Source organism: Paenibacillus glucanolyticus NBRC 15330 (assembly GCF_004000885.1).
Classification (GTDB): Bacteria; Bacillota; Bacilli; order Paenibacillales; family Paenibacillaceae; genus Paenibacillus_AQ; species Paenibacillus_AQ glucanolyticus.
Genome location: NZ_BIMC01000009.1, coordinates 73,358 through 92,790 on the forward strand (window position 1 = coordinate 73,358; position 19,433 = coordinate 92,790).

A 19,433-nucleotide genomic window follows, 5' to 3' on the forward strand; every position below is an offset into this window, starting at 1 on the left:
GGTTTGCACAGCGTTAATTTTTCGGTGCGTTTCTCCGGAGGGGCTCTCGAATTGAAATTTGAAATAAGGAAGTCGATTCATGGACAGACTATTTGAAGCAATCGAAATCAAGGAAGGTGTCCATGATGAATCCATCCATCGAAGAAATTACGAATTGGCTTGAATCCAAGAGCAGCCACACCCTTCACATATCCAAGGAAGAAGACAAAGATCAGGACCAGATTGAATTACAGCTGGAACGATTGGAGCATCATCAGCATCAGGAGCCGTCCATTGACGGTTATGGGGATCGCAGCGCTTTGCTGCTGCACGGTTCCGGTGTTGTCATGACTGCGGGCCACACAGCACCGCTGCCAACCAACGCCTATGTCATCGGGCTGGATGGGCTTAAAGCTGCGGAGATCCACGACAATCATGTCGTACTCACAACGGAGCGTGGTACTTACACCATCAAGGCAACCTGACGCAGCCGAATTGAAAAACGCCAAGAACCGCCAGCATGATTCATCTGGCGGTTCTTTTAGGCTGTTTGCACGCTGGTGCTCAAACGAACGAAAAGGTACATAAAAAGGCTACACAACATCCCTATTCTCGCTTGTATCTCCACATATGTTTCTGGACATCTCCATGCATCGCAGGGATGGCCAATCCCGCGTCTGAACGGCCCTCGGTCCCAGCATATAGCGATGGGCCGTTTCGCGCTGGCACTCAGCAAGCAGCGCAGGCTTCTGCCACCTAACCAGAGTCCCATTTTTTCTCTTCCTGGACCTGTTTAAGACTGGGCAGCGGACCGTTTCAGGATCATAACGTCCCTTCCCGGAATCGTAACATGACCTGAAACCTGCCGGTTGCTCAGAAGATCGAATAGCTTGGCAGAACCTGCATCGAACGTCATCTCTTCGGCGTTGTGGTTCAATACGAACAGGTAGGAACCTCCATCCTTCACCCGTTCCGTAACCTCTACCCCGGTTGGTGTATTCAGCAGCGGCTTCACCCCCTGCTCTTCGCACAGATTAGCAAGAAAGCCCTGCAGGAACTTCGAATCCGGGCTGCTGGCTACATAATAGGCCAGTCCCTCTCCAAACCTATTCCTGGTTACAACAGGAGTTCCTTTATAGAAATCAGAACCGTACCCAGCCAGAACCTCCGCTGTCTCCGCATGGATGACATCGCACAGCAATCCACAAGGATAACTTCCACGCAGTGATCCCCATTCCTGATTCCATTCGATCTGATTGTGCTGCCCAGGAAGTAGGGCATCGATCTCTTCAGCCCAGATTCCCATCACGTGGCGCAGCTCGCCAGGATGACCTCCAAGGGTCACAAGATCGTTCTCGTTGACGATGCCGCTGAAGAAAGTGGTCACAAAGGTTCCTCCCCGGGATACGAATTGCTCCACACGCCGGGCTACACCCGGTTTCACCATATACATTACGGGCGCAACCACCACATCATACTTGCCCAGATCCTCTTCAACACCGATGATATCGGTCTGAATATTCAACTGGTACAGCGCGTCGTAGTATTTATGAACCTCGTCCACATAGTTCAGGGCTTTGGAAGGTCCGCTTGAAAGCTCCAGCGCCCAGCGGTTCTCCCAATCATACATAATCGCCACCTTGGCGTTCGAGCGGGAACCGAGCAGCTGGTCTCCGAGCTGCTGCAGCTCTGCGCCCAGCTCCGCGCATTCCCGAAAGACGCGGGTATGCTCATGCCCCACGTGCTCAATCAACGCGCCGTGGAACTTCTCGCAGGCCCCCACGGAACGGCGCAGCTGAAAGAACATCACCGTATCTGCGCCATGGGCTACAGCCTGGTAGCTCCACAATCTCATCACGCCGGGGCGCTTCGCGGAATTGTAAGGCGACCAGTTCTGAACGCTCGGGGTCTGCTCCATCAGCATGAATGGCTGGCCGCTTTTCAAGCCCCGCATCAGGTTATGGGACATCGCCGTAAAGCTTACCGGCGTATCGATTGCGGGATAGTTGTCCCAGGACACAACATCCATATGCTTCGCCCACTCGAAGTAATCCAGCTCCGGATAAAAGCCCATCAGATTCGTGGTCACCGGCATGTCCGGGGTAATCTTCTTCAGTTCATCCCGTTCGAGGCGATAGCAAGCAAGCAGGCTGTCCGACTGGAAGCGACGGTAGTCCAGCGATATCCCCTGGAAGAACGTCCGGTTCCCGCCAAACTCTTCGCTGAGTGCATTCGGCACCACAATTTCGTCCCACTCGTAAAGGGTATGGCCCCAGAATCCGGTATTCCAGGCGGCATTCAGTTTATCGAGCGTCCCGTAACGCTCTTTCAGCCAAATACGGAACTGCGATTCGCAGTTATCACAATAACAATAGCCGCCATACTCATTGGAGACATGCCAGATCACGAGTGCCGGATGATCCTTGTACCGCTCAGCCAGCTTGCGCGCCATCAGCGCAGAATATTTGCGATACGTCGGGCTGTTTGGACATGAGTTGTGGCGCCCTCCGAATTTGCGCTTGCGTCCATCGTAATCCACTCGGAGAATGTCCGGATATTTCTTGGCCATCCAGGCAGGATGCGCCCCCGTGCTTGTTGCCAGGCAGACATGGACCCCTTCCTCTGCCAGACGATCCATAATTTCATCCAGCCATGTGAAATCGTAGCTATGCTCATCGCGCTGTGTTTTTGCCCAGGAGAATACGTTGAGAGTTGCCACATCGACCCCTGCCAGCTCAAACATCCGCAGATCTTCTTCCATCGTGGCCTTATCCCATTGCTCGGGGTTATAGTCTCCGCCATACCATATCTTCGGAACACGCTGATTTATCATAGAATTGCCTCCTTTATGAGTGTCCAATAAGAAAAACGTCAATCGATGTTGATAATCTGTCTAAAAGAAAAGAGGCACCATCCCTTGTATCTAAGAACAAGGGATCATACCTCTTATGAAAGATCTACTTACACATTACGAGCACTACCTGCCGCTTACTTGCTCAGGCTGTCCCAAGACGTCTGCATGTCTTCAAGCATCTTGTTTGCGTCGGACTTGCCTGCAAAGAACGCCTGCATGGAGCCTGAGAATTCCTGCGCTACCCCGTCAGGGAACTTGGCAGATTGTCTTGGCAGCACTTTTCCGGCTTGGACGTATTCCCACACAGCCGAGCCCAGGTCGCCCATATCTTCCGGCGTCGCTTCGATGGTTGTTAATGCCGGAATGAATTTGAATTTCTTCACGATGTACTCTTTACCGATATCGGATGTGACAAACCAGTTGAGGAAGATCTTTGCTTCTTCCTTCGATGCGGAATCCTTGTTGATAACAAGGTTCGCAGGAACGCCCACGTTCAGCTTATCATTTTGCTCCGCATTGTCGCCAAGCGGCATCGGCAGATAGCCGAGATTCAGATCAGGGTTGATGGCATCGATCTCGGTTTGGGACCAGTTGCCATTCTGCATCATGGCTGTTTTTTCGGTGGCCAGCAGGGAAATCGCCGTGTTGTAGTCCGTAGTCAGCGGGTTCTTGTTGCCATGATCCAAGGTCAACTGCATCAGCTTGGCCCACTCTTCGAACTTCGCATTGCCTGCAAATTTTTGCGTTCCGTCATTCAAGCCCTGAATAAATGCATTCGGATCATCCTGCTGGGCAAATGCCGGGTTAATGCCCTGGTTGCCGATCAACCACCACTCCTGGTAAGCGTTCGCAAAAGGAGTGGTGCCAGCAGCTTCCAGTTTCTTCGCAGCTTCCTCCAGCTGTGCATAGGTTTTCGGGAGCTCGGTAATGCCTGCTTGCTCAAACAAATCTTTATTGTAGATATAACCCCATCCTTCAAGGTTCATCGGCATGCCGTATACTTTACCGTCTTTGGTCATCGGCTCCTTCGCCATCTCGACCAGATCGTTCACCCAAGGCTGGTCGGACAAGTCCTCCAGACGGTCGATCCACATCTCCATCTCGGCATCGCCGCCATTGGAGAAAATATCAGGCGCATCGTTGGACGCAAATTTGGTCTTCAGTGCAGCGCCATAGTCCGCACCGCCGCCTACCGTTTGAATATCCAGCTTGATGTTCGGGTATTCCTTCTCAAATTCCACCTTGAGCTCATTCAAGCCATCCACGATTTCGGTTTTGAATTGGAAAATCTTAACCGTCTTGACTTCACCAGAGGCCCCGTCCGAGCTCCCTCCCTGACTTCCCTCCGACTTGCCGCCGCACGCTGCCAGCAGCATGGAGAAAGCCAGCAGCATCACAAGTGATAATTTCATTTTGTTCATCTTACTACCCCCTAGTAATGTTTATATATAAATGATGGAAAACCAATGTAGGAAACGTCCGGCTGCCCTACCCCTTAACGGAGCCGGCAGCGACGCCTTCAACGATATACTTCTGCAATGACAGGAAGAAGATGATAATCGGCGTAATGCCCAGCACCAGAGCCGGCAGCGCCATGTCCCATTGCTTCGAGTACTGCCCGAAGAATGCAAAGGTTGCGAGCGGAATGGTACGCAGCTCCGGACTTTGCAGGATCAAGGATGGCAGCAGGTAGTCATTCCAGACCCAGAGACAGTTCAGGATGATGACCGTCACCATCATAGGTTTCAGCATAGGCAAAACGATCCTGGCAAATACCTTGAACGGGGAAGCTCCGTCCACCGTAGCAGCCTCTTCGATTTCAAGTGGTATCCCCTTCACAAAACCATGGAACAGAAAGACCGACAGCGGTATGCCGAGGCCCAGATAGCTGAGAATCAAGCCTACGATGCTGTTGTTAACGCCCAGGAAGTTAATGACCTGAAGAAGTGGAATCATAATGGATTGGAACGGAATGACCATAGCGGATACAAACAGCATGAACACGATGCGATTGAATCTTGTATTGGACCGAACCATCCGGTAAGCGGCCATCGCGCTCAGCAAGGCGATGATCAGGTTGCTGATGACCGTAATGATGATGGAATTCGTGAATGCTTCCGGGAAGCGGGTCATTTCCCATGCCTTGCTGTAATTGTCAAAGTGAAACGCAGTCGGCCAATTGGCCGCATCCACCATAATATCCCCCAGCGATTTAACCGAGTTCACCAGCAGGAAATAAAAAGGCGCCAGAAAGATCAGAGCCACAACCACCATAACAATCTGCAATACGATATGGGAAGCCGACATCGGAGGTTTCTTCGTTCTCACTTAAGCTTCAACCTCCTTCTGTTTCGTTAATCGGACTTGAATGAGCGTGATGACCGCAACAACGAGGAAGAAAATCAAAGATTTGGCTGTCCCGAGTCCATACCGGTTATTCAGGAACGCCTCGTTGTACACATTCATGGCCAGTGACTCCGTGGAGCGATACGGTCCGCCTTTTGTGAGGGACAGGTTCAAATCGAACATTTTGAATGACCATGAGATCGCCAGGAACAAACAGACGGTGACCGCTGGCATAATGAGCGGAACGATGATGCTCTTCAGCACCTGGAAGCGGTTCGCCCCATCAATTTCAGCGGCTTCCATCACTTCCTTGGATACATTCGTAATGGACGCAATGTAGATGACCATCAGATAGCCTGACGACTGCCATACGAATACCATCACAATCCCCCAAAAGCCGGTCACTTCGTCTCCCAGCCATGGAAGATTAAAGAACGGAATTCCCGTAACCTCGCCAACGGTTGCAAAGCCCTTCACGAAGATAAACTGCCAGATGAAACCGAGCAGCAATCCGCCGATCACATTCGGCATAAAGAAGATCGTCCGCAGCCAGTTGCGCGCCCGGATGTTTTTTGTCAAGAAGTAGGCCAGGAAAAAACCGACCACATTCGTTAGAAGCACACCCACGATCGTAAACCTGGTGGTGAACCAGAACGACTGTGCGAATGCGCTGTCATTTGTGAAAATCTGTTTGAAATTGTCCAGCCCCACCCATTCGACATTCCCCGATACACCATTCCAGTTGGTGAACGAGTAATACATCCCCATCACAAATGGGATAATGATCGTAATACCGAAAAACAGCAGCGCGGGTCCGATATAAACCAACTGCTGCGTCAAGGCAGCCGTTCTCTTGCTGTTCATGTAAATCCCCCTCCGCTCGTCCTATCGTTTCTCTATCCATTTCTCTATGATTTAATTATGCTAAGATGAAGACCCTGGCACTACCATAGGATGTGAACTAATTGGTATAGAAAATTGATCGGCGGTGAAAATATTGAACTGGAACAGCATACGCACTAAATTAATTACCTTCATGATCATGGCTACCATCATTCCGACCACCATCTCCATGATCATCAGTTATGTCATGACAACCAACTCGCTCAAGGAACGGGCGGTTGTTGAGAATATGAACCTTCTCTATCAGGGACGGTTGAATTTGGAGAGCTATCTGGAAGACATGAACCGTAATTCCCTTACGGTTTATTCGGATCCGGATTTTTTCCGCAGCCTCTATTACAGCCACGAGAATATCAATGCCAGCGGCAGGCAATCCGCTACGCTGCAATCGATCAATAAAGCTATAAGCGGCGCAAGGCAGGTCTATCTCTATGTTGACGGCAAAAGAGAAGCTACGTTGTTCGCGCAGGATATCGCCAGAAAGACAAGCGATGTCGCACTTTATCCCGAAATACCCGATCTAAAGAACCATACGGTGTCCATTCAGCCTCCCCATCCCCTTCACACATACGGCTTTCAATTAGCCTATCCTTATGAAGCCGATCAACAAGTATTCACGATGTACCGAGTCATTGAACGAGTCCCTTCTTCGGAACGATTGGGTATTCTCGCCATTGATCTGAATATGAATTTCCTCAGCCGAATTAGCGGTCAGCTGTTTCAGCCCGAGCATGAGCAGCTCTATATTGTGAATGAAGACGGTCATGTCATGTATTCCGGTAACGAAACCACGCTGGGTCGGCAGATCCAGGAAGACTGGTATAGCAAAATAAAGGAATCCGGCCACAAGGAAGGTCATTTCGAATATAACAACAAAATCTATTTATATAACAATATCAAGACGTCTGTCAGCGACTGGACAATGATTAAGGAAATTCCGTCCTCCTATATTCTGAGCAGCGCGGAAAAAGCGGCATTTGTCAACATTTCGCTGTTAGGCGTGTCCTTGATCCTCATCATCATCGCCATGATCTGGATCTCGGTGTACATCACAGCACCGATTCGACAATTGGTTGGACTCATGAGCCAAGTGAAAAGCGGACGAATGACCGTTGATATCTCCTCCGACCGCAAAGACGAAATCGGAACCCTGCATCGCAGATTCGGCAGCATGATGGATACGATCAACAACCTTATTTTGCAGGAATATAAGCTGAAACTCGCGAACCGGACCAATCAGCTCCGGGCGCTGCAGGCCCAGGTAAACCCGCATTTTATGAACAATGCACTGCAAACGATCGGAACGCTTGCGCTGGAGCATGGGATGAAGAGGATTTACTCCCTGATCTCGGCCTTGGCCCGAATGATGAGATACAGCATGTACAACACCGACAAACCGGTCACACTGAGCACAGAGCTTGATCATATCCACGATTATGTCGAGCTGCAAAAAGAGAGATTTGAGAATCAGTTCGACTTCCGTTACGATGTGGATGAGTCGACTTTGCAGGTGTTGATACCGAAGATGCTGGTTCAGCCGCTGATCGAGAACTTTTTCAAGCATGGGATGAACCCTCTGACACAAGACAATTACATCGCATTAAAAAGCCGCCGCCTCTCGGCCTCCATCGTGCAGATCGCGGTCGAGGATAACGGAAACGGAATGCAGGATGAGAAATTCCAAGCACTCCAGGAACACTTATTATTGATGGAAGAGATGGATTTGGAACAGCTGCAGGTTCATTCCGAGATGGAAGCGGAAGACAGCAGCGGAATTGGGCTCATCAACATCATGACAAGGCTCAGGCTGTATTATCGCGGAAAATCCAAATTCAACATCGAAAACAACCAGCCTCACGGCTTTCGGGTTGTGCTGACTATAAATGTGGAAGGTGAAACGGATGAAGGCATTAATCGTGGATGACGAGTCTCGTGTGCGAAAAGCCATCCGGCTGCTGGTCCAGTGGGAAGAGCACGGGATAACCGATATTGAAGAAGCAGCCAACGGGCTGGAGGCCATGGAGCTGATTCCGAAGCTCCGGCCAAACCTCGTGCTGATGGACATGCTGATGCCGCTCAAGAACGGTGTCGACCTGATGGAATGGATTCACAAAAAATACCCGGATATCAAATTCATCGTTATCAGCGGGCATGACGATTTTGAATTCGTGCGCAACACGATCTGGTACAGCGGCACGGACTATATCCTGAAGCCTATCGAGGAGACCGTCATTAACCAAGCAGTCCGCAAAGCAACCACGGCCTGGAGGGCCGAAGAGCAGGAGCGCCTTGCGGCGCGGCAGCAGCATGTTCAGGTGAACGAGTACCGGCCGGTCTATTCGGAGAAGCTGCTGTCGAGCCTCATCGATGACAGGAGTGCCCACTCCCAGGTGATCAACCGTCTCAGGGACGAAGGCATCGTACCGGAGGACACGAAGACCATACGCTTGGCCGTCATGCAGATGGACAAGACCGATCATGCGCTTTTTAACCGCTTCGGCCGCCATCTGGACCTGCTCATGTTTGCCCTGCTGAATATATGCAATGAATTTCTGCAAAAGGACCGGACCGGGATCGCCTTCCGTCACTTCGGTTCTCCGCACCAGCTGGTTATTCTGTTGTGGGATCAGCTTGCCACGCTGCCTACGAGGCTTCAAGAGATCAATCAGGGGATGCACCGCACCTTGTCGCGCCACATGCATTTTGGCATCAGTTCTGACGGCCGGTACCCCCAAGACATTCCCGAATTGTATGCCCGCAGCTCGGCTGCCCTTCATTCGCGTGATTTAACGTTGCTGAACCATTTCATCCATGATGGAGAAAAACAGCATCTCGCCGCTGCCGATCATCATAATGGCGTGCAGTTCAGCGGATTTGAAGATTCATGGAGGCTTGCTATCCTTAGCGGGCAACCCGGACCCATCGCCGAAGCAGTAGAAACCTGGATAGCGACCATCCGCAAAAGCGGCATCCTCACGCCGGAGCTTCTGGAGCGCTGGGACCGGGAAATTGAAAGATTCGCCAACCATGTCATTCATGAAGCTGCAAACCCTTCGTCTGAAACACTATTGAAATTATACAAAGAAGAAAGCGCCAACATGGAGCGGCCAAGCCCGGACAAGTATATATGCTCCCTGGCGGAGTGGCAGCAGCATTGGGGAGCGCTGATGAGCCTGCTGGCCTCGCTTGTGCAGTCCCAGAAGCAAACGGGTCAAGACCTGATCCATGACATTACGGCCTTTATCGAGCAGAATTATCAGAACGATGTATCCCTGTATGATATTGCAAACCGTTTTCACGTAAGCCGGGAGTACATCTCCCGCAAATTCAAGCAAAAACACGGGATTAACATCCCGGAGCATCTAAACCGGATCCGCATCTCCAAAGCCAAAATCCTGCTGCAAAACCCGGCCCTGAAGATGGCAGCGATCTCCGAGATGGTAGGCTTCAAGAACGAGAAATACTTCAGTCTTGTATTTAAGAAGCAAGAGGGCATTTCCCCCAAGGAGTTCCGCAAGCTAACGGGCAGTTATACGTGACCCGTCTAATTCACCTGCACCTTAAATTGAAATTTTTACTTGTAAAACCCGAGCATACCCAAGTGGATCGTCAGATTACGGCGCTTCAACAATTGAAAAAATTATTGCAACGTCAAATCTCTCAGACGTTGTCGAAAAGGGCAGGTTTGAGATCAGCAATCCATAAGAAACAACCCGAGTTGAATTCTGCTAAGATGTAGTTAATTTATAATGTAGATATCCCTCATAAACTAAGGAGAACTGAAAATGAGAAAACTCGTTCTATTTCTGCACGCATCGCTTGACGGTTTTGTAGAAGGGCCGAATGGTGAAATGGACATTGGCTGGGTTTCCTACGATGCTGATTTGGAGAAACATGCGAAAGAAATTCTGAGTACTGCCGACACTGTCATTTGGGGACGTGGGACTTATCAGATGATGCACAGTTACTGGCCCTCTGTGCCTTCGAACCCATCCGCTTCGCAACATGAACGGAATCATGCCGAGTGGATCGAAAATACAGCCAAAATCGTTTTCTCCACAACGCTGGAGAAAGTTGAATGGAATAATTCCAGACTGGTGAAAGAAGATGTCGAGGAAGAGATCAATAACCTCAAACAGCAGCCAGGCAAGGATATGGTCATCCTCGGCAGTCCTAGGTTCGCACACCACCTTATGCAGCTTGATTTAATTGATGAGTATAAAATTACGGTTTCTCCCGTCCTGATCGGTAAGGGATTGCCGTTATTCCAAGGTCTCAAGGAGAAAATTAATCTTAAGCTAATCGAAAACAAGACCTTTGATTCTGGAGCCATAGGTCTCGTTTACCAGACGGTAAGATGACCTTGTCACTTAAGGTGATTACGTTAACGGGAGACGATAGCTCAATGAACCGCCTTTTCACAAAGGCGGTTTTCTTATGGTCACAAATCAGATTAGAATTTAACATAGACTTTTCCAAAAACGACCCCTATCCTATTTGCTTTTCACCAAAAAGTCCTCATGCTCTCTCTACCCCATCCGTTGCTCTAATATCATCACGCCTCGTGCCGGAACTTCGCAGGTATCCCGATGCTCCTCCCCTGTCAGCAGGTCCACATAGGTATCCCCGTCCAGGGGAACGGATTTGCTCTCTGGCATGTGATTAAGCACGAAGGTGAATGCTTTATCTTCCTTGATGCGTCTTGTTACCTCGACGCCTTGAGGAGCCTTCAGGACCGGTTCAATGCCATGATCGTTGCAGATGGTCTGCATCAGATCCTTCAGGAATTTGGGTTCCGGGCTTGTCGCCACATACCATGCTTTCCCTTGCCCGAAGGCGTTGACGGTTAACGACGGCATGCCCTGATAATAATCTGAGCCATATTCGGCAACAACCTCCGCTCCCTCTGTGTGAATCACGTCGCACAGAATTCCGCAGTCATAGGTGCCTTCCAGACGGCCCTGCCGTCCTCGCATCACCATCTGATTGTGCTGGCCAGGAAGCAGCGCGTCGATTTCCTCGGCCCAGATTCCCATGACCTTGCGCAGCTCTCCGGGATAACCGCCCAGCGTCACCAGATCGTTCTCGTTCACAATACCGCTGAAAAAGGTTGTCACAAACGTTCCGCCTTGCGCTACAAAAGCCTCAACGCGCTCTGCGAATCCCAGCTTCGACATGTACATTACAGGTGCGATGACTACCTCATACTTCCTGAAGTCCTCTTCAACGCTGATCATATCCGTCTGGATATGCAGCTGATGCAAGGCATCATAATATTTATGGACCTCATCCACGTAATGGAGGGCCACGGTCGGACCACTCGACAGCTCAATGCCCCATCGGTTCTCCCAGTCATAGATGATTGCAACTTTGGCATCGGAACGGGCATCCAGAATTCGGTCCCCCAGCTGCTGCAGCTCCTTGCCCAGCTCCGCGCACTCGCGGAACACGCGTGTATGCTCATGGCCCACATGCTCAATGACGGCTCCATGATATTTCTCGCAGGCACCGATCGAGCGGCGAAGTTGGAAGAACATCACCGTATCCGCACCGTGGGCGACCGCCTGGTAGCTCCATAATCGCATAACGCCCGGACGCTTGGCGGAGTTATACGGCTGCCAGTTCTGCACGCTTGGCGTTTGTTCCATCAGCATAAAGGGCTGTCCGCCCTTAAGCCCACGCATCAAGGCATGTGCCATGGCAGTATAACTGAACGGAGTATCCAGCGACGGGTAGTTGTCCCAGGATACAACATCCATCTCTTTGGCCCATTTGAAATAATCCAGCTCCGGATAGAAGCCCATCAGATTGGTGGTCACCGGAATATCCGGCGTGATCCGCTTCAATTCATCCCGCTCCAGCTTATAGCATTCCAGCAGGCTGTCTGACTGAAAACGGCGGTAATCCAGGGATATGCCCTGGAAATTGGTCCGGCTGCGGGACCACTCCTCGCTTAGAGCGTTAGGCACAACAATATCCTCCCAGTCATAGAAGGTGTGGCCCCAGAAACGGGTATTCCATGCCTTGTTTACGGCATCCAGCGTCCCGTGACGCTGCTGAAGCCAGGTACGGAATGCTGCTGCACAGTTGTCGCAGTAACAGTAACCTCCATACTCGTTCGATACGTGCCAGATCAGGACGGCCGGATGATCCTTATAACGCTTCGCCAGCTTCCCGGCCATAATCGTTGCGTATTTACGGTAGGTGAGGCTGTTCGGACAGGAATTATGGCGGCCGCCGTATTTGCGTTTCCGTCCTTCATAATCGACACGCAGCACATCCGGGTATTTACGCGCCATCCAGGCCGGATGTGCGCCTGTGCTGGTTGCCAGACAGACGTACACTCCATTGCTGTACAGCCGGTCTATCGTCTCATCCAACCAGCCAAAATCATAGGTTTCCTCATCCGGCTGACTTAAAGCCCAGGCGAATACATTGATGGTAGCTACATCGATACCCGCCAGTTTAAACATGCGGTCATCTTCCTTCCAGACATCCGCATCCCACTGCTCCGGATTATAATCGCCGCCATACCACATTTTGGGTAACTTCTCGTTAATCATATTGGACTCAGCTCCTTTAAGATTTTAGATCCGGTATACATTCAACTCGAACGGTCCATTCATGAGCAGCCCTTGCCCTTGTTCGATCAGGCCTTGTTGGTAACCGGCGTAATATAATAAGTGCTCCCGATCACCGTTTCAAACGCACCATTCTCCTGCGTCTTCACAACACTTCCGTCTTCCCTTGTAACGATAAGAGACTCAAGGTAATTCAGCCTGCAATGCTGACCATGGGTTGAGGTCAGGCTTGCCGAAATGAGAAGCCCCTGGCTCCATTCCATATTGATGATAAATCCGCCGCGTGCCTTCAAGCCCTTTACGGAACCTTCCCTCCATGCATAGGGCAGCGCAGGGAGCAGGTGCAGCTCCCCCAGATGACTCTGGAGCAGCATTTCCACAAGTCCTGCAGTCCCTCCAAAATTCGCATCAATCTGGAACGGAGGATGATCTCCAAGCAGATTAGGGTGCATCGAGCGGGAAATCAGCATCCGGATATAACCATAGGCCTTGTCCGACTGCCGGAGCCGGGCAAACAAATTAATGAGCCACACACAGCTCCAGCCCGTGTGTCCGCCTCCATTGCTGATGCGGGACGATAGCGTGCGATATGCGGCCTCCGCTAGCTGCGGCGTGCCTTGAAGGGTAATATCGGAACCCGGATAGAGTCCATATAAATGGGACACATGCCGATGACCAGGCTCTGCTTCCCGATAAGGCTCGCTCCACTCCATGAGTTTGCCCTCCCCGTCCATTCCGTAAGGGAGCAGCCGTGCAGCCGCCGACTCCCACTCCTCCCGCAGACCAGCATCCTGCCCCAAGAGCTGCGACGCTTCTATGCAGTTATGGAACAAATCGCGAATAATGGCCATATCCATGGTGGAGCCTGCAGACACGCTGCAAGGCACGCCTTCCGCGGTGAGGAACTGATTCTCCGGTGATGTTGACGGACTGGTCACCAGATAGCCTTTTCCGTCCTCAATGAGCCAATCCAGGCAAAACAGCGCCGCTTCCCTCATCAACGGATATGCCGTTCCCCGCAAATATTCAAGGTCTGGCTGAAATTGATAACGCTCCCATAAATGCCGGCACAGCCACGCGCCACCCATGGGCCAGAAAGCCCACATCGCTCTCCCATCGCTCGGGCTTGCCATGCGCCATAGATCCACATTATGATGGGCAACCCATCCGCGGGCTCCGTAATGAATCTTTGCGGTCCGGCGCCCGCTCACGCTAAGCTCCCGAATCATCTGTATCAACGGCTCGTGACACTCGCTCAGATGAGTTGTCTCTGCCGGCCAATAGTTCATCTCGGTATTGATATTCGTTGTATAATCGCTATTCCATGGCGGCTGTACATGCGGATTCCATATCCCCTGCAGATGTGCAGGCTGTGTTCCCGGCCTGGAGCTCGCCATGAGCAAATATCTTCCGAACTGGAACATCAGTGCCTCCAGTGCCGGATCCTCCTGCCCTTCCCTGTACGCTTTCATGCGCTCGTCGGTCGCCGCACTCTCTGTGGACCGCTCACAATCCAGGCTTTCAAGCCGAAGATCCACACGCCGGAACAACGCTTGATGATCCTTCACATGCCTCGCGCGCAGTTCCTCATATCCATGCTGTACCGCGTCCTGAAGTCTCTTCCTGCATATAACGGACGGATCGATTCCTCCATAGCCCGGAGAACGGTCGAAGCCTGCAAAATTCGTTGCCGCCGCAATCAGCAGGGTGACCGGGCCGCTCCCGTTGATGTGCATGCCACGGTCATCCACCGTCACCTGACCGCTGTCCGCCAAGGCCAGCAGCCTCATCTCATACCGTATGCCGAGCCCCTCTTCATAGAGTACCGACCCGGGATGATCGCCCTTGTAATTGTCAGCAATATGGGTTGGAGCATGTCCATATAACACCAGGGACCCGTCTTCCGCACAGCGGCGTGTACCATGCCGCAGCGGAGAGCTCAGCCTGATATCCAGCCGGATGTCTTCGTTATTCGGGCTCGCACAGCGTATAACCGCTACCTGGTCAACGGCACTGATGAACATGTCCCTGGCATAGGTAGCCGAACCGCCGGACTGAAAGCGAACGGACGCGATCCCCGTATCCAAATCCAGTTCGCGCCGATATTCCGTCCGGTGGCCGTGAATTCCCGACTGTCTGATCAACAGATCTCCTAGCGGCAGGAAGGACTCCGTGCCCCTTCCCACCATCTTGTCCTCAATCAGCTCCTCCGCTTCCTTGTACTGCCCGGATGTGATGAGCTTCCTTGCGGCTGCCAAATGCCGTCGTGCCTCGTAATTATTCGTGTCCCTTGGAAATCCGGACCAGAGTGTATCCTCATTCCATTGAATGCGCTCTTCCTCTACTCCCCCGAACACCATTGCACCCAGCCGGCCATTCCCGAGCGGGAGCGCTTCTTCCCACTTGGCTGCCGGTTCCCGGTACCATAGCTTTGAGGTCCATTGCTTCGCTGGATTCACTGTAAACGCTGGATTCACTGTAATCCCTCCTTATTCCTGTTGATAAGTGTCTTCTCGAAGAGTTCTTCAAATCCTTCAACCCCCAACCGTATTTCTGCGATGAGCAAAAGGACGCAGCTATACAATCCCGGCCTTCAGATAGCGGCAAAAGGGGCCGCATGCAGCCGGCCCCTTCTATTCCCCTATTCCTTTAATCGTTCCAAAGTTTGACGCGGTCACGTACCAGCTGGGTATATTCCTGTTCCATTTTTTCTGCACCTGCACTGTTCAGCTCTTTAATGAACTGATCATACAGCCCATCGAATTTGGCCGGATCGGCCAGAATAATTTCAGGAATGCGTTTGCGGGTAATCTCCTCCACTTTTTTGTAGGTAATATTGATATTGGAGTCGCTTGGTACCGGAATGTTGTAAGCCACGCCCCATGGCTTCACTTCGAATTCTTCTTGTTTCGGCCACAGGTCCTTCCACATTTCCACGCCGTAGGCCTTCAGCGTTTCCTTGGCGGATGGCGTATAGTTCTCGATGATGGTCTCCGGGAAGTTCGTTGTATAGTAGTTGTCTGTCGAATCCTTCACACCGTCGCCGTAACGAGGGAACATGGCATTGTACAAGCCGATTCCCGTTTCTTTGGTGAAGTTGGCATTATCGTAGGTTTTGCGCTCCTGCACGTCTTCCGGAATGACGCGTTTGCCGTCCACGACGTCGTAATGCTCGCCTTCAATTCCCCAGTTCATCAAAACTTGCCCTTCCTCTGAGGCCAAATAATCCAGAAACTTGATAATCCGAACAGGATCCTTCGCGGATGTCGTAATTCCCACACCCCATCCTGCGACGTAGCCCGCGTTCTGGAACGTTGCATCCTTACTGGACTCGTCCAGCTGGATCGGGAATCTTGCATACGTGCGATTTTCCTTGCCGGCGGATCTCAGCGCATTCGTTGCATTGCCGAAGCCCCACTCCTGGTCAATGACACCAAGGACGCGGCCGGAGGAGATTTTAGCTTCGTATTGGTCCGTTTTCTGTACGAAGGTTTCTTTATCCAGAAGTCCTGTAGCGTTCATATGATTCAACCAGCGGAAATACTCTTTCTCCTCCGGGCGCTTGTAGTGCAGCTTCGCCTCCACCGTTTCCTGGTCGATATAATATTCACCGTCATCGGATGCGCCGGTCGCGATGAAGGCCGGATTGGTGACGGAGATCATAATTCTCCATCCGTCCGCATTCAGCGTGAGCGGAATCGTTGGCTGTCCGTCAATGGTCGGATGTTTATCGGAATAATCCTTCAACGCTTTCTCGTAATCCTCCACGGTTTTGAGTTCCGGGTATCCGAGTTCCTTCAGCACTTCATGCTGGATCTGGAACGTGCCGCCCGCATCAAGCATCTGATGGTCCACCGCTGCAAGTGTCGGAAGCACATAGATAGCCTCGTCCTCGTTGCTCCACTTCAGACGGCTCATGTAGTCACCGTATACCTTCTTGATGTTCGGCGCATGCTCTTCAATTAAATCCGTCAAATCAATAAACGCGCCGGAATCCACGAACAGATTGGCATCGCCCTTGGCAAATACCAGGTCCGGATATTCGCCGCTCGCCACCATCAGCGGAAGCTTCTGATTGGAGCCATCCACCGCGTATTCGGCCTGAATCGTAATGCCGGTCTTCTCGGTCAGCTTCTTGCCGACCGCATCCTGCATGTTAGCCCAATTCGCATTGGAATCGGCGCTGTAATACGTCATGGTCATCGGCTCAAGCTTCTCTTCCTGCTGCGTATCGCTTCCGCCACTGCCATCTTTGCCGCCGTTGGCGCTATTGCTGCTGTCGCCGTTGCCGCACGCCGCAAGAACGAACGTAGCCAGCATCATCATAGCGAGCAGCAGTGACAATCTCTGCTTGTGTTTCATTGCTTTACCCCCTAATCGATTTTTTAAATGTTCTGATAATTTTTCAAAAAAATCTATCGTATAACAGGACGCAAGCCCTGCTGATACCGTACATGAATGCTAGCTTTTCACAGCGCCGAGTGTCATGCCCTTCACGAAATACCGCTGCAGAAACGGATAGACGAGCAATATCGGAACCGTGACCACAATCGTGATTGCCATTTTGATCGATTCCGGCGAGACCTGCTTCACGATTTCCGCCATATTCTGCCCGGACATCATGCCGCTGGTTTGCCCCTGCGTGCTCTGCAGCACCTTCATCAGCTCGAATTGAAGCGTCGTGAGATGGGGAGCGTTACCGTTGTAGAGATACGTATCTAGCCATGAATTCCACTGCCCGACTGCCAGGAACAACGCGATGGTAGCCAGCACGGGCTTGCAAAGCGGCAGAATGATTCTGTAATAGATCGTAAAATCGCTGGCCCCGTCAAGCTTTGCCGATTCCTGCAGCGAGTAAGGCAAGCTGTCGATGAAGGAGCGGATAACAAATACGTTAAACGCACTGACCATTCCCGGAATGATGTAGACCAGAAACGAATTCATCATGTTCAAGTCGCGGATCAGAATGAACACCGGAATCATGCCGCCCGAGAAGTACATCGTCAGTGCAAGAAAGGTCGACATGAACTTCCTTCCCTGAAAATCCATTCGGCTGAGGACATACCCCAGCATCGTTCCGCTAAGCAGACCAAGGAAGGTTCCTGCCAGCGTTCGAAGAATGGTGATTTTTGAACCGGTAATCAAGCCTTCGTATTTAAAGATCTGCACGTAGTTCTCCAGCGTAAACTCCCGTGGCCAGATGTAGATTCCCCCGCGCACCGTATCAACGGAATCGTTGAGCGATATCGCAAGAACGTTCAGGAACGGATACAGGGTGACAATCATGACCAGCATCATAAATGTAAAATTGAAAATATCAAACACGCGGTCGGAGAGCGTGGGCTTGAATGCTGTTTTGGTTCGTGCCATGCTGCTTCCCTCCCCTTACATAATGGATTGCTTGGTGAATTTTTTGAACACCCCGTTGGCGAGCAGCAACAAGATGATACTTACGATGGAGTTAAACATCCCGATTGCCGTACCGAATGAGAAACGTCCCATGCCAAGCCCATAGTTCAGTGCATACAGATCCAATACTTCCGAGTAATCAACCACCAGCGGGTTGCCCAGCAAAAACTGCTTCTCGAAACCGATACTGATCAGATGCCCGATCGACATGATCATCAGAATAGCAATCGTAGGAGCGATGCTGGGCAGCGTGATATGCCATATCTGGCGAATCCGGCTCGCACCGTCGACCTTGGCTGCCTCAAACTGCTCCTGGTCAATCCCTGAAATCGCTGCCAAGTAAATGATCGCGCTCCAGCCCATTTCCTTCCATATATCTGAACCCGTTACGATATACCAGAACAGATTCCCTTGAGCCATAAACTGTATCGGCTGATCGATGAAGCCCAGCCACATCAGCAGCTGATTGACAGCGCCTCCATCTGTGGACAGCATCTTGGTTACGATACCGGCTACCACAACCCAGGACACAAAATGCGGGAGATAAGATATCGTCTGTACCGTCCTCTTGAATACGCTTCCACGAAGCTCATTCAACAAGACTGCGAATAGAATCGGAATCGTAAATCCGACAATCAATCCCATGAAACTCATGGCGAGTGTATTTCGCAGCACCAGATAAAACTTATCGTCAGAGAACAGGGCGATGAAATGGTCCAGACCCACCCACTTCTGGTCAAATATGCCCCTGCCGGGCTTATAATTCTGGAATGCCATCAACCAGCCCCATACCGGCATGTAACTGAAGATGAACACAATGACGATAAATGGGAGCGACATTCCATACAGTACTTTCTGCTCTTTGAAAGTGGCCCAGAAGCCTTTCTTTCTCTTTGCGGCAGGTTGGATGCTGCCTTCTGTCTTTGTTACCGCTTTCAAACCAACCCCTCCTCTCTTGTATATTCTGATGATAAACCAGGCTGCGGCAGGGAAGTACCCAAAGGATTGGCTTAAAAATCATATAAAAATTAGACATTAACGGTGGGAGTGAAAATGCGAAAGACCTCTACACCGCTCCGTGTCCGGATCGTATCTCCGATCGCTGTTAAACCCGGGAAACTTCGATTGACACGGGGCGGTGGTTTCCCGGCTTTAAAAGGTGACCGCTGCCGCTTCTCCGATACGATTCCGGCCCCTCCGCTCTATGCTTCGCAGCATTCGGCTCCCACGGTAATGCCTTGGGGGAGGAACAGGAAAAACAAAAAGACGCGTGCCTTAGTCGCGTCTTAAAGGGCAGCGATATATGAAAGTATTTATGGCGCGGAGCTGCTTGAAGCCTATTTGCCGTGTGCCGGCTCACT

Annotated in this window: 14 protein-coding genes; 5 read left to right on the plus strand and 9 right to left on the minus strand. The window is 51.3% G+C overall.

The window, feature by feature from the left end; genetic code table 11:
• Window positions 1–125 precede the first annotated feature (125 nt).
• On the plus strand, window positions 126–464 hold the full coding sequence (locus tag PGL02S_RS14905) for a hypothetical protein (protein ID WP_255308633.1): 339 nt from the start codon (window positions 126–128) through the stop codon (window positions 462–464).
• Between the two features lie 308 nt (window positions 465–772).
• Here the strand turns inward: PGL02S_RS14905 and PGL02S_RS14910 are convergent, their stop codons facing one another.
• The 4 genes from PGL02S_RS14910 to PGL02S_RS14925 all read right to left on the minus strand — a co-directional run bounded on the left by PGL02S_RS14910 (window position 773) and on the right by PGL02S_RS14925 (window position 6,043).
• Complete coding sequence (locus PGL02S_RS14910; protein WP_063455961.1) at window positions 773–2,812, minus strand: beta-galactosidase; 2,040 nt, start codon at window positions 2,810–2,812, stop codon at window positions 773–775.
• 155 nt (window positions 2,813–2,967) lie between these two features.
• Window positions 2,968–4,254, minus strand: coding sequence for an ABC transporter substrate-binding protein (locus PGL02S_RS14915; protein ID WP_006212757.1), 1,287 nt, complete (start codon window positions 4,252–4,254; stop codon window positions 2,968–2,970).
• A 67-nt stretch (window positions 4,255–4,321) separates the two neighbouring features.
• Window positions 4,322–5,140, minus strand: a complete 819-nt coding sequence (locus tag PGL02S_RS14920; RefSeq protein ID WP_036643633.1) for a carbohydrate ABC transporter permease — start codon at window positions 5,138–5,140, stop codon at window positions 4,322–4,324.
• Window positions 5,141–5,161: 21 nt separating this feature from the next.
• On the minus strand, window positions 5,162–6,043 hold the full coding sequence (locus tag PGL02S_RS14925; protein WP_006212759.1) for a carbohydrate ABC transporter permease: 882 nt from the start codon (window positions 6,041–6,043) through the stop codon (window positions 5,162–5,164).
• Between the two features lie 178 nt (window positions 6,044–6,221).
• Between PGL02S_RS14925 and PGL02S_RS14930 the strand changes: the two genes are divergently transcribed.
• From PGL02S_RS14930 to PGL02S_RS14945, 3 genes are all read left to right on the plus strand, one after another.
• Window positions 6,222–8,006 carry a cache domain-containing sensor histidine kinase gene (locus tag PGL02S_RS14930; RefSeq protein ID WP_255308634.1) on the plus strand — a complete coding sequence of 595 codons (1,785 nt, stop codon included), beginning with the start codon at window positions 6,222–6,224 and terminating at the stop codon, window positions 8,004–8,006.
• Window positions 7,984–9,621, plus strand: a complete 1,638-nt coding sequence (locus tag PGL02S_RS14935) for a response regulator transcription factor (RefSeq protein WP_036643527.1) — start codon at window positions 7,984–7,986, stop codon at window positions 9,619–9,621. Before PGL02S_RS14930 ends, PGL02S_RS14935 begins: the two co-directional genes overlap by 23 nt.
• Before the next feature lie 246 nt (window positions 9,622–9,867).
• Window positions 9,868–10,443, plus strand: a complete 576-nt coding sequence (locus PGL02S_RS14945; protein ID WP_036643530.1) for a dihydrofolate reductase family protein — start codon at window positions 9,868–9,870, stop codon at window positions 10,441–10,443.
• 168 nt (window positions 10,444–10,611) lie between these two features.
• On the opposite strand, the gene PGL02S_RS14950 is transcribed toward PGL02S_RS14945, so the two are convergent.
• From PGL02S_RS14950 to PGL02S_RS14970, 5 genes are all read right to left on the minus strand, one after another.
• Window positions 10,612–12,645: a beta-galactosidase gene (locus PGL02S_RS14950; RefSeq protein ID WP_036643533.1), complete on the minus strand. Its 2,034-nt coding sequence runs from the start codon at window positions 12,643–12,645 to the stop codon at window positions 10,612–10,614.
• A gap of 86 nt (window positions 12,646–12,731) precedes the next feature.
• Window positions 12,732–15,140, minus strand: coding sequence for a glycoside hydrolase family 95 protein (locus PGL02S_RS14955; RefSeq protein ID WP_235187468.1), 2,409 nt, complete (start codon window positions 15,138–15,140; stop codon window positions 12,732–12,734).
• A gap of 172 nt (window positions 15,141–15,312) precedes the next feature.
• Window positions 15,313–17,025, minus strand: coding sequence for an ABC transporter substrate-binding protein (locus PGL02S_RS14960; protein ID WP_006212765.1), 1,713 nt, complete (start codon window positions 17,023–17,025; stop codon window positions 15,313–15,315).
• 99 nt (window positions 17,026–17,124) lie between these two features.
• Entirely contained in the window at window positions 17,125–18,033 is a 909-nt protein-coding gene (locus PGL02S_RS14965) for a carbohydrate ABC transporter permease (RefSeq protein WP_006212766.1), read from the minus strand.
• Window positions 18,034–18,048: 15 nt separating this feature from the next.
• Entirely contained in the window at window positions 18,049–19,011 is a 963-nt protein-coding gene (locus PGL02S_RS14970; protein WP_006212767.1) for an ABC transporter permease, read from the minus strand.
• 102 nt (window positions 19,012–19,113) lie between these two features.
• On the opposite strand from PGL02S_RS14970, the gene PGL02S_RS14975 reads away from it, so the two are divergent.
• On the plus strand, window positions 19,114–19,362 hold the full coding sequence (locus PGL02S_RS14975) for a hypothetical protein (RefSeq protein ID WP_164762866.1): 249 nt from the start codon (window positions 19,114–19,116) through the stop codon (window positions 19,360–19,362).
• The last annotated feature ends 71 nt before the right edge of the window (window positions 19,363–19,433 follow it).

Excerpts from the sequence above, each read along its gene's own strand:
- PGL02S_RS14965 (WP_006212766.1), bottom strand. The coding sequence starts at position 18,033 with ATGGCACGAACCAAAACAGCATTCAAGCCCACGCTCTCCGACCGCGTG.
- PGL02S_RS14920 (WP_036643633.1), bottom strand. The coding sequence starts at position 5,140 with ATGTCGGCTTCCCATATCGTATTGCAGATTGTTATGGTGGTTGTGGCT.
- PGL02S_RS14950 (WP_036643533.1), bottom strand. The coding sequence starts at position 12,645 with ATGATTAACGAGAAGTTACCCAAAATGTGGTATGGCGGCGATTATAAT.
- PGL02S_RS14915 (WP_006212757.1), bottom strand. The coding sequence starts at position 4,254 with ATGAACAAAATGAAATTATCACTTGTGATGCTGCTGGCTTTCTCCATG.
- PGL02S_RS14910 (WP_063455961.1), bottom strand. The coding sequence starts at position 2,812 with ATGATAAATCAGCGTGTTCCGAAGATATGGTATGGCGGAGACTATAAC.
- PGL02S_RS14930 (WP_255308634.1), top strand. The coding sequence starts at position 6,222 with ATGGCTACCATCATTCCGACCACCATCTCCATGATCATCAGTTATGTC.
- PGL02S_RS14905 (WP_255308633.1), top strand. The coding sequence starts at position 126 with ATGAATCCATCCATCGAAGAAATTACGAATTGGCTTGAATCCAAGAGC.
- PGL02S_RS14925 (WP_006212759.1), bottom strand. The coding sequence starts at position 6,043 with ATGAACAGCAAGAGAACGGCTGCCTTGACGCAGCAGTTGGTTTATATC.
- PGL02S_RS14935 (WP_036643527.1), top strand. The coding sequence starts at position 7,984 with ATGAAGGCATTAATCGTGGATGACGAGTCTCGTGTGCGAAAAGCCATC.
- PGL02S_RS14945 (WP_036643530.1), top strand. The coding sequence starts at position 9,868 with ATGAGAAAACTCGTTCTATTTCTGCACGCATCGCTTGACGGTTTTGTA.
- PGL02S_RS14960 (WP_006212765.1), bottom strand. The coding sequence starts at position 17,025 with ATGAAACACAAGCAGAGATTGTCACTGCTGCTCGCTATGATGATGCTG.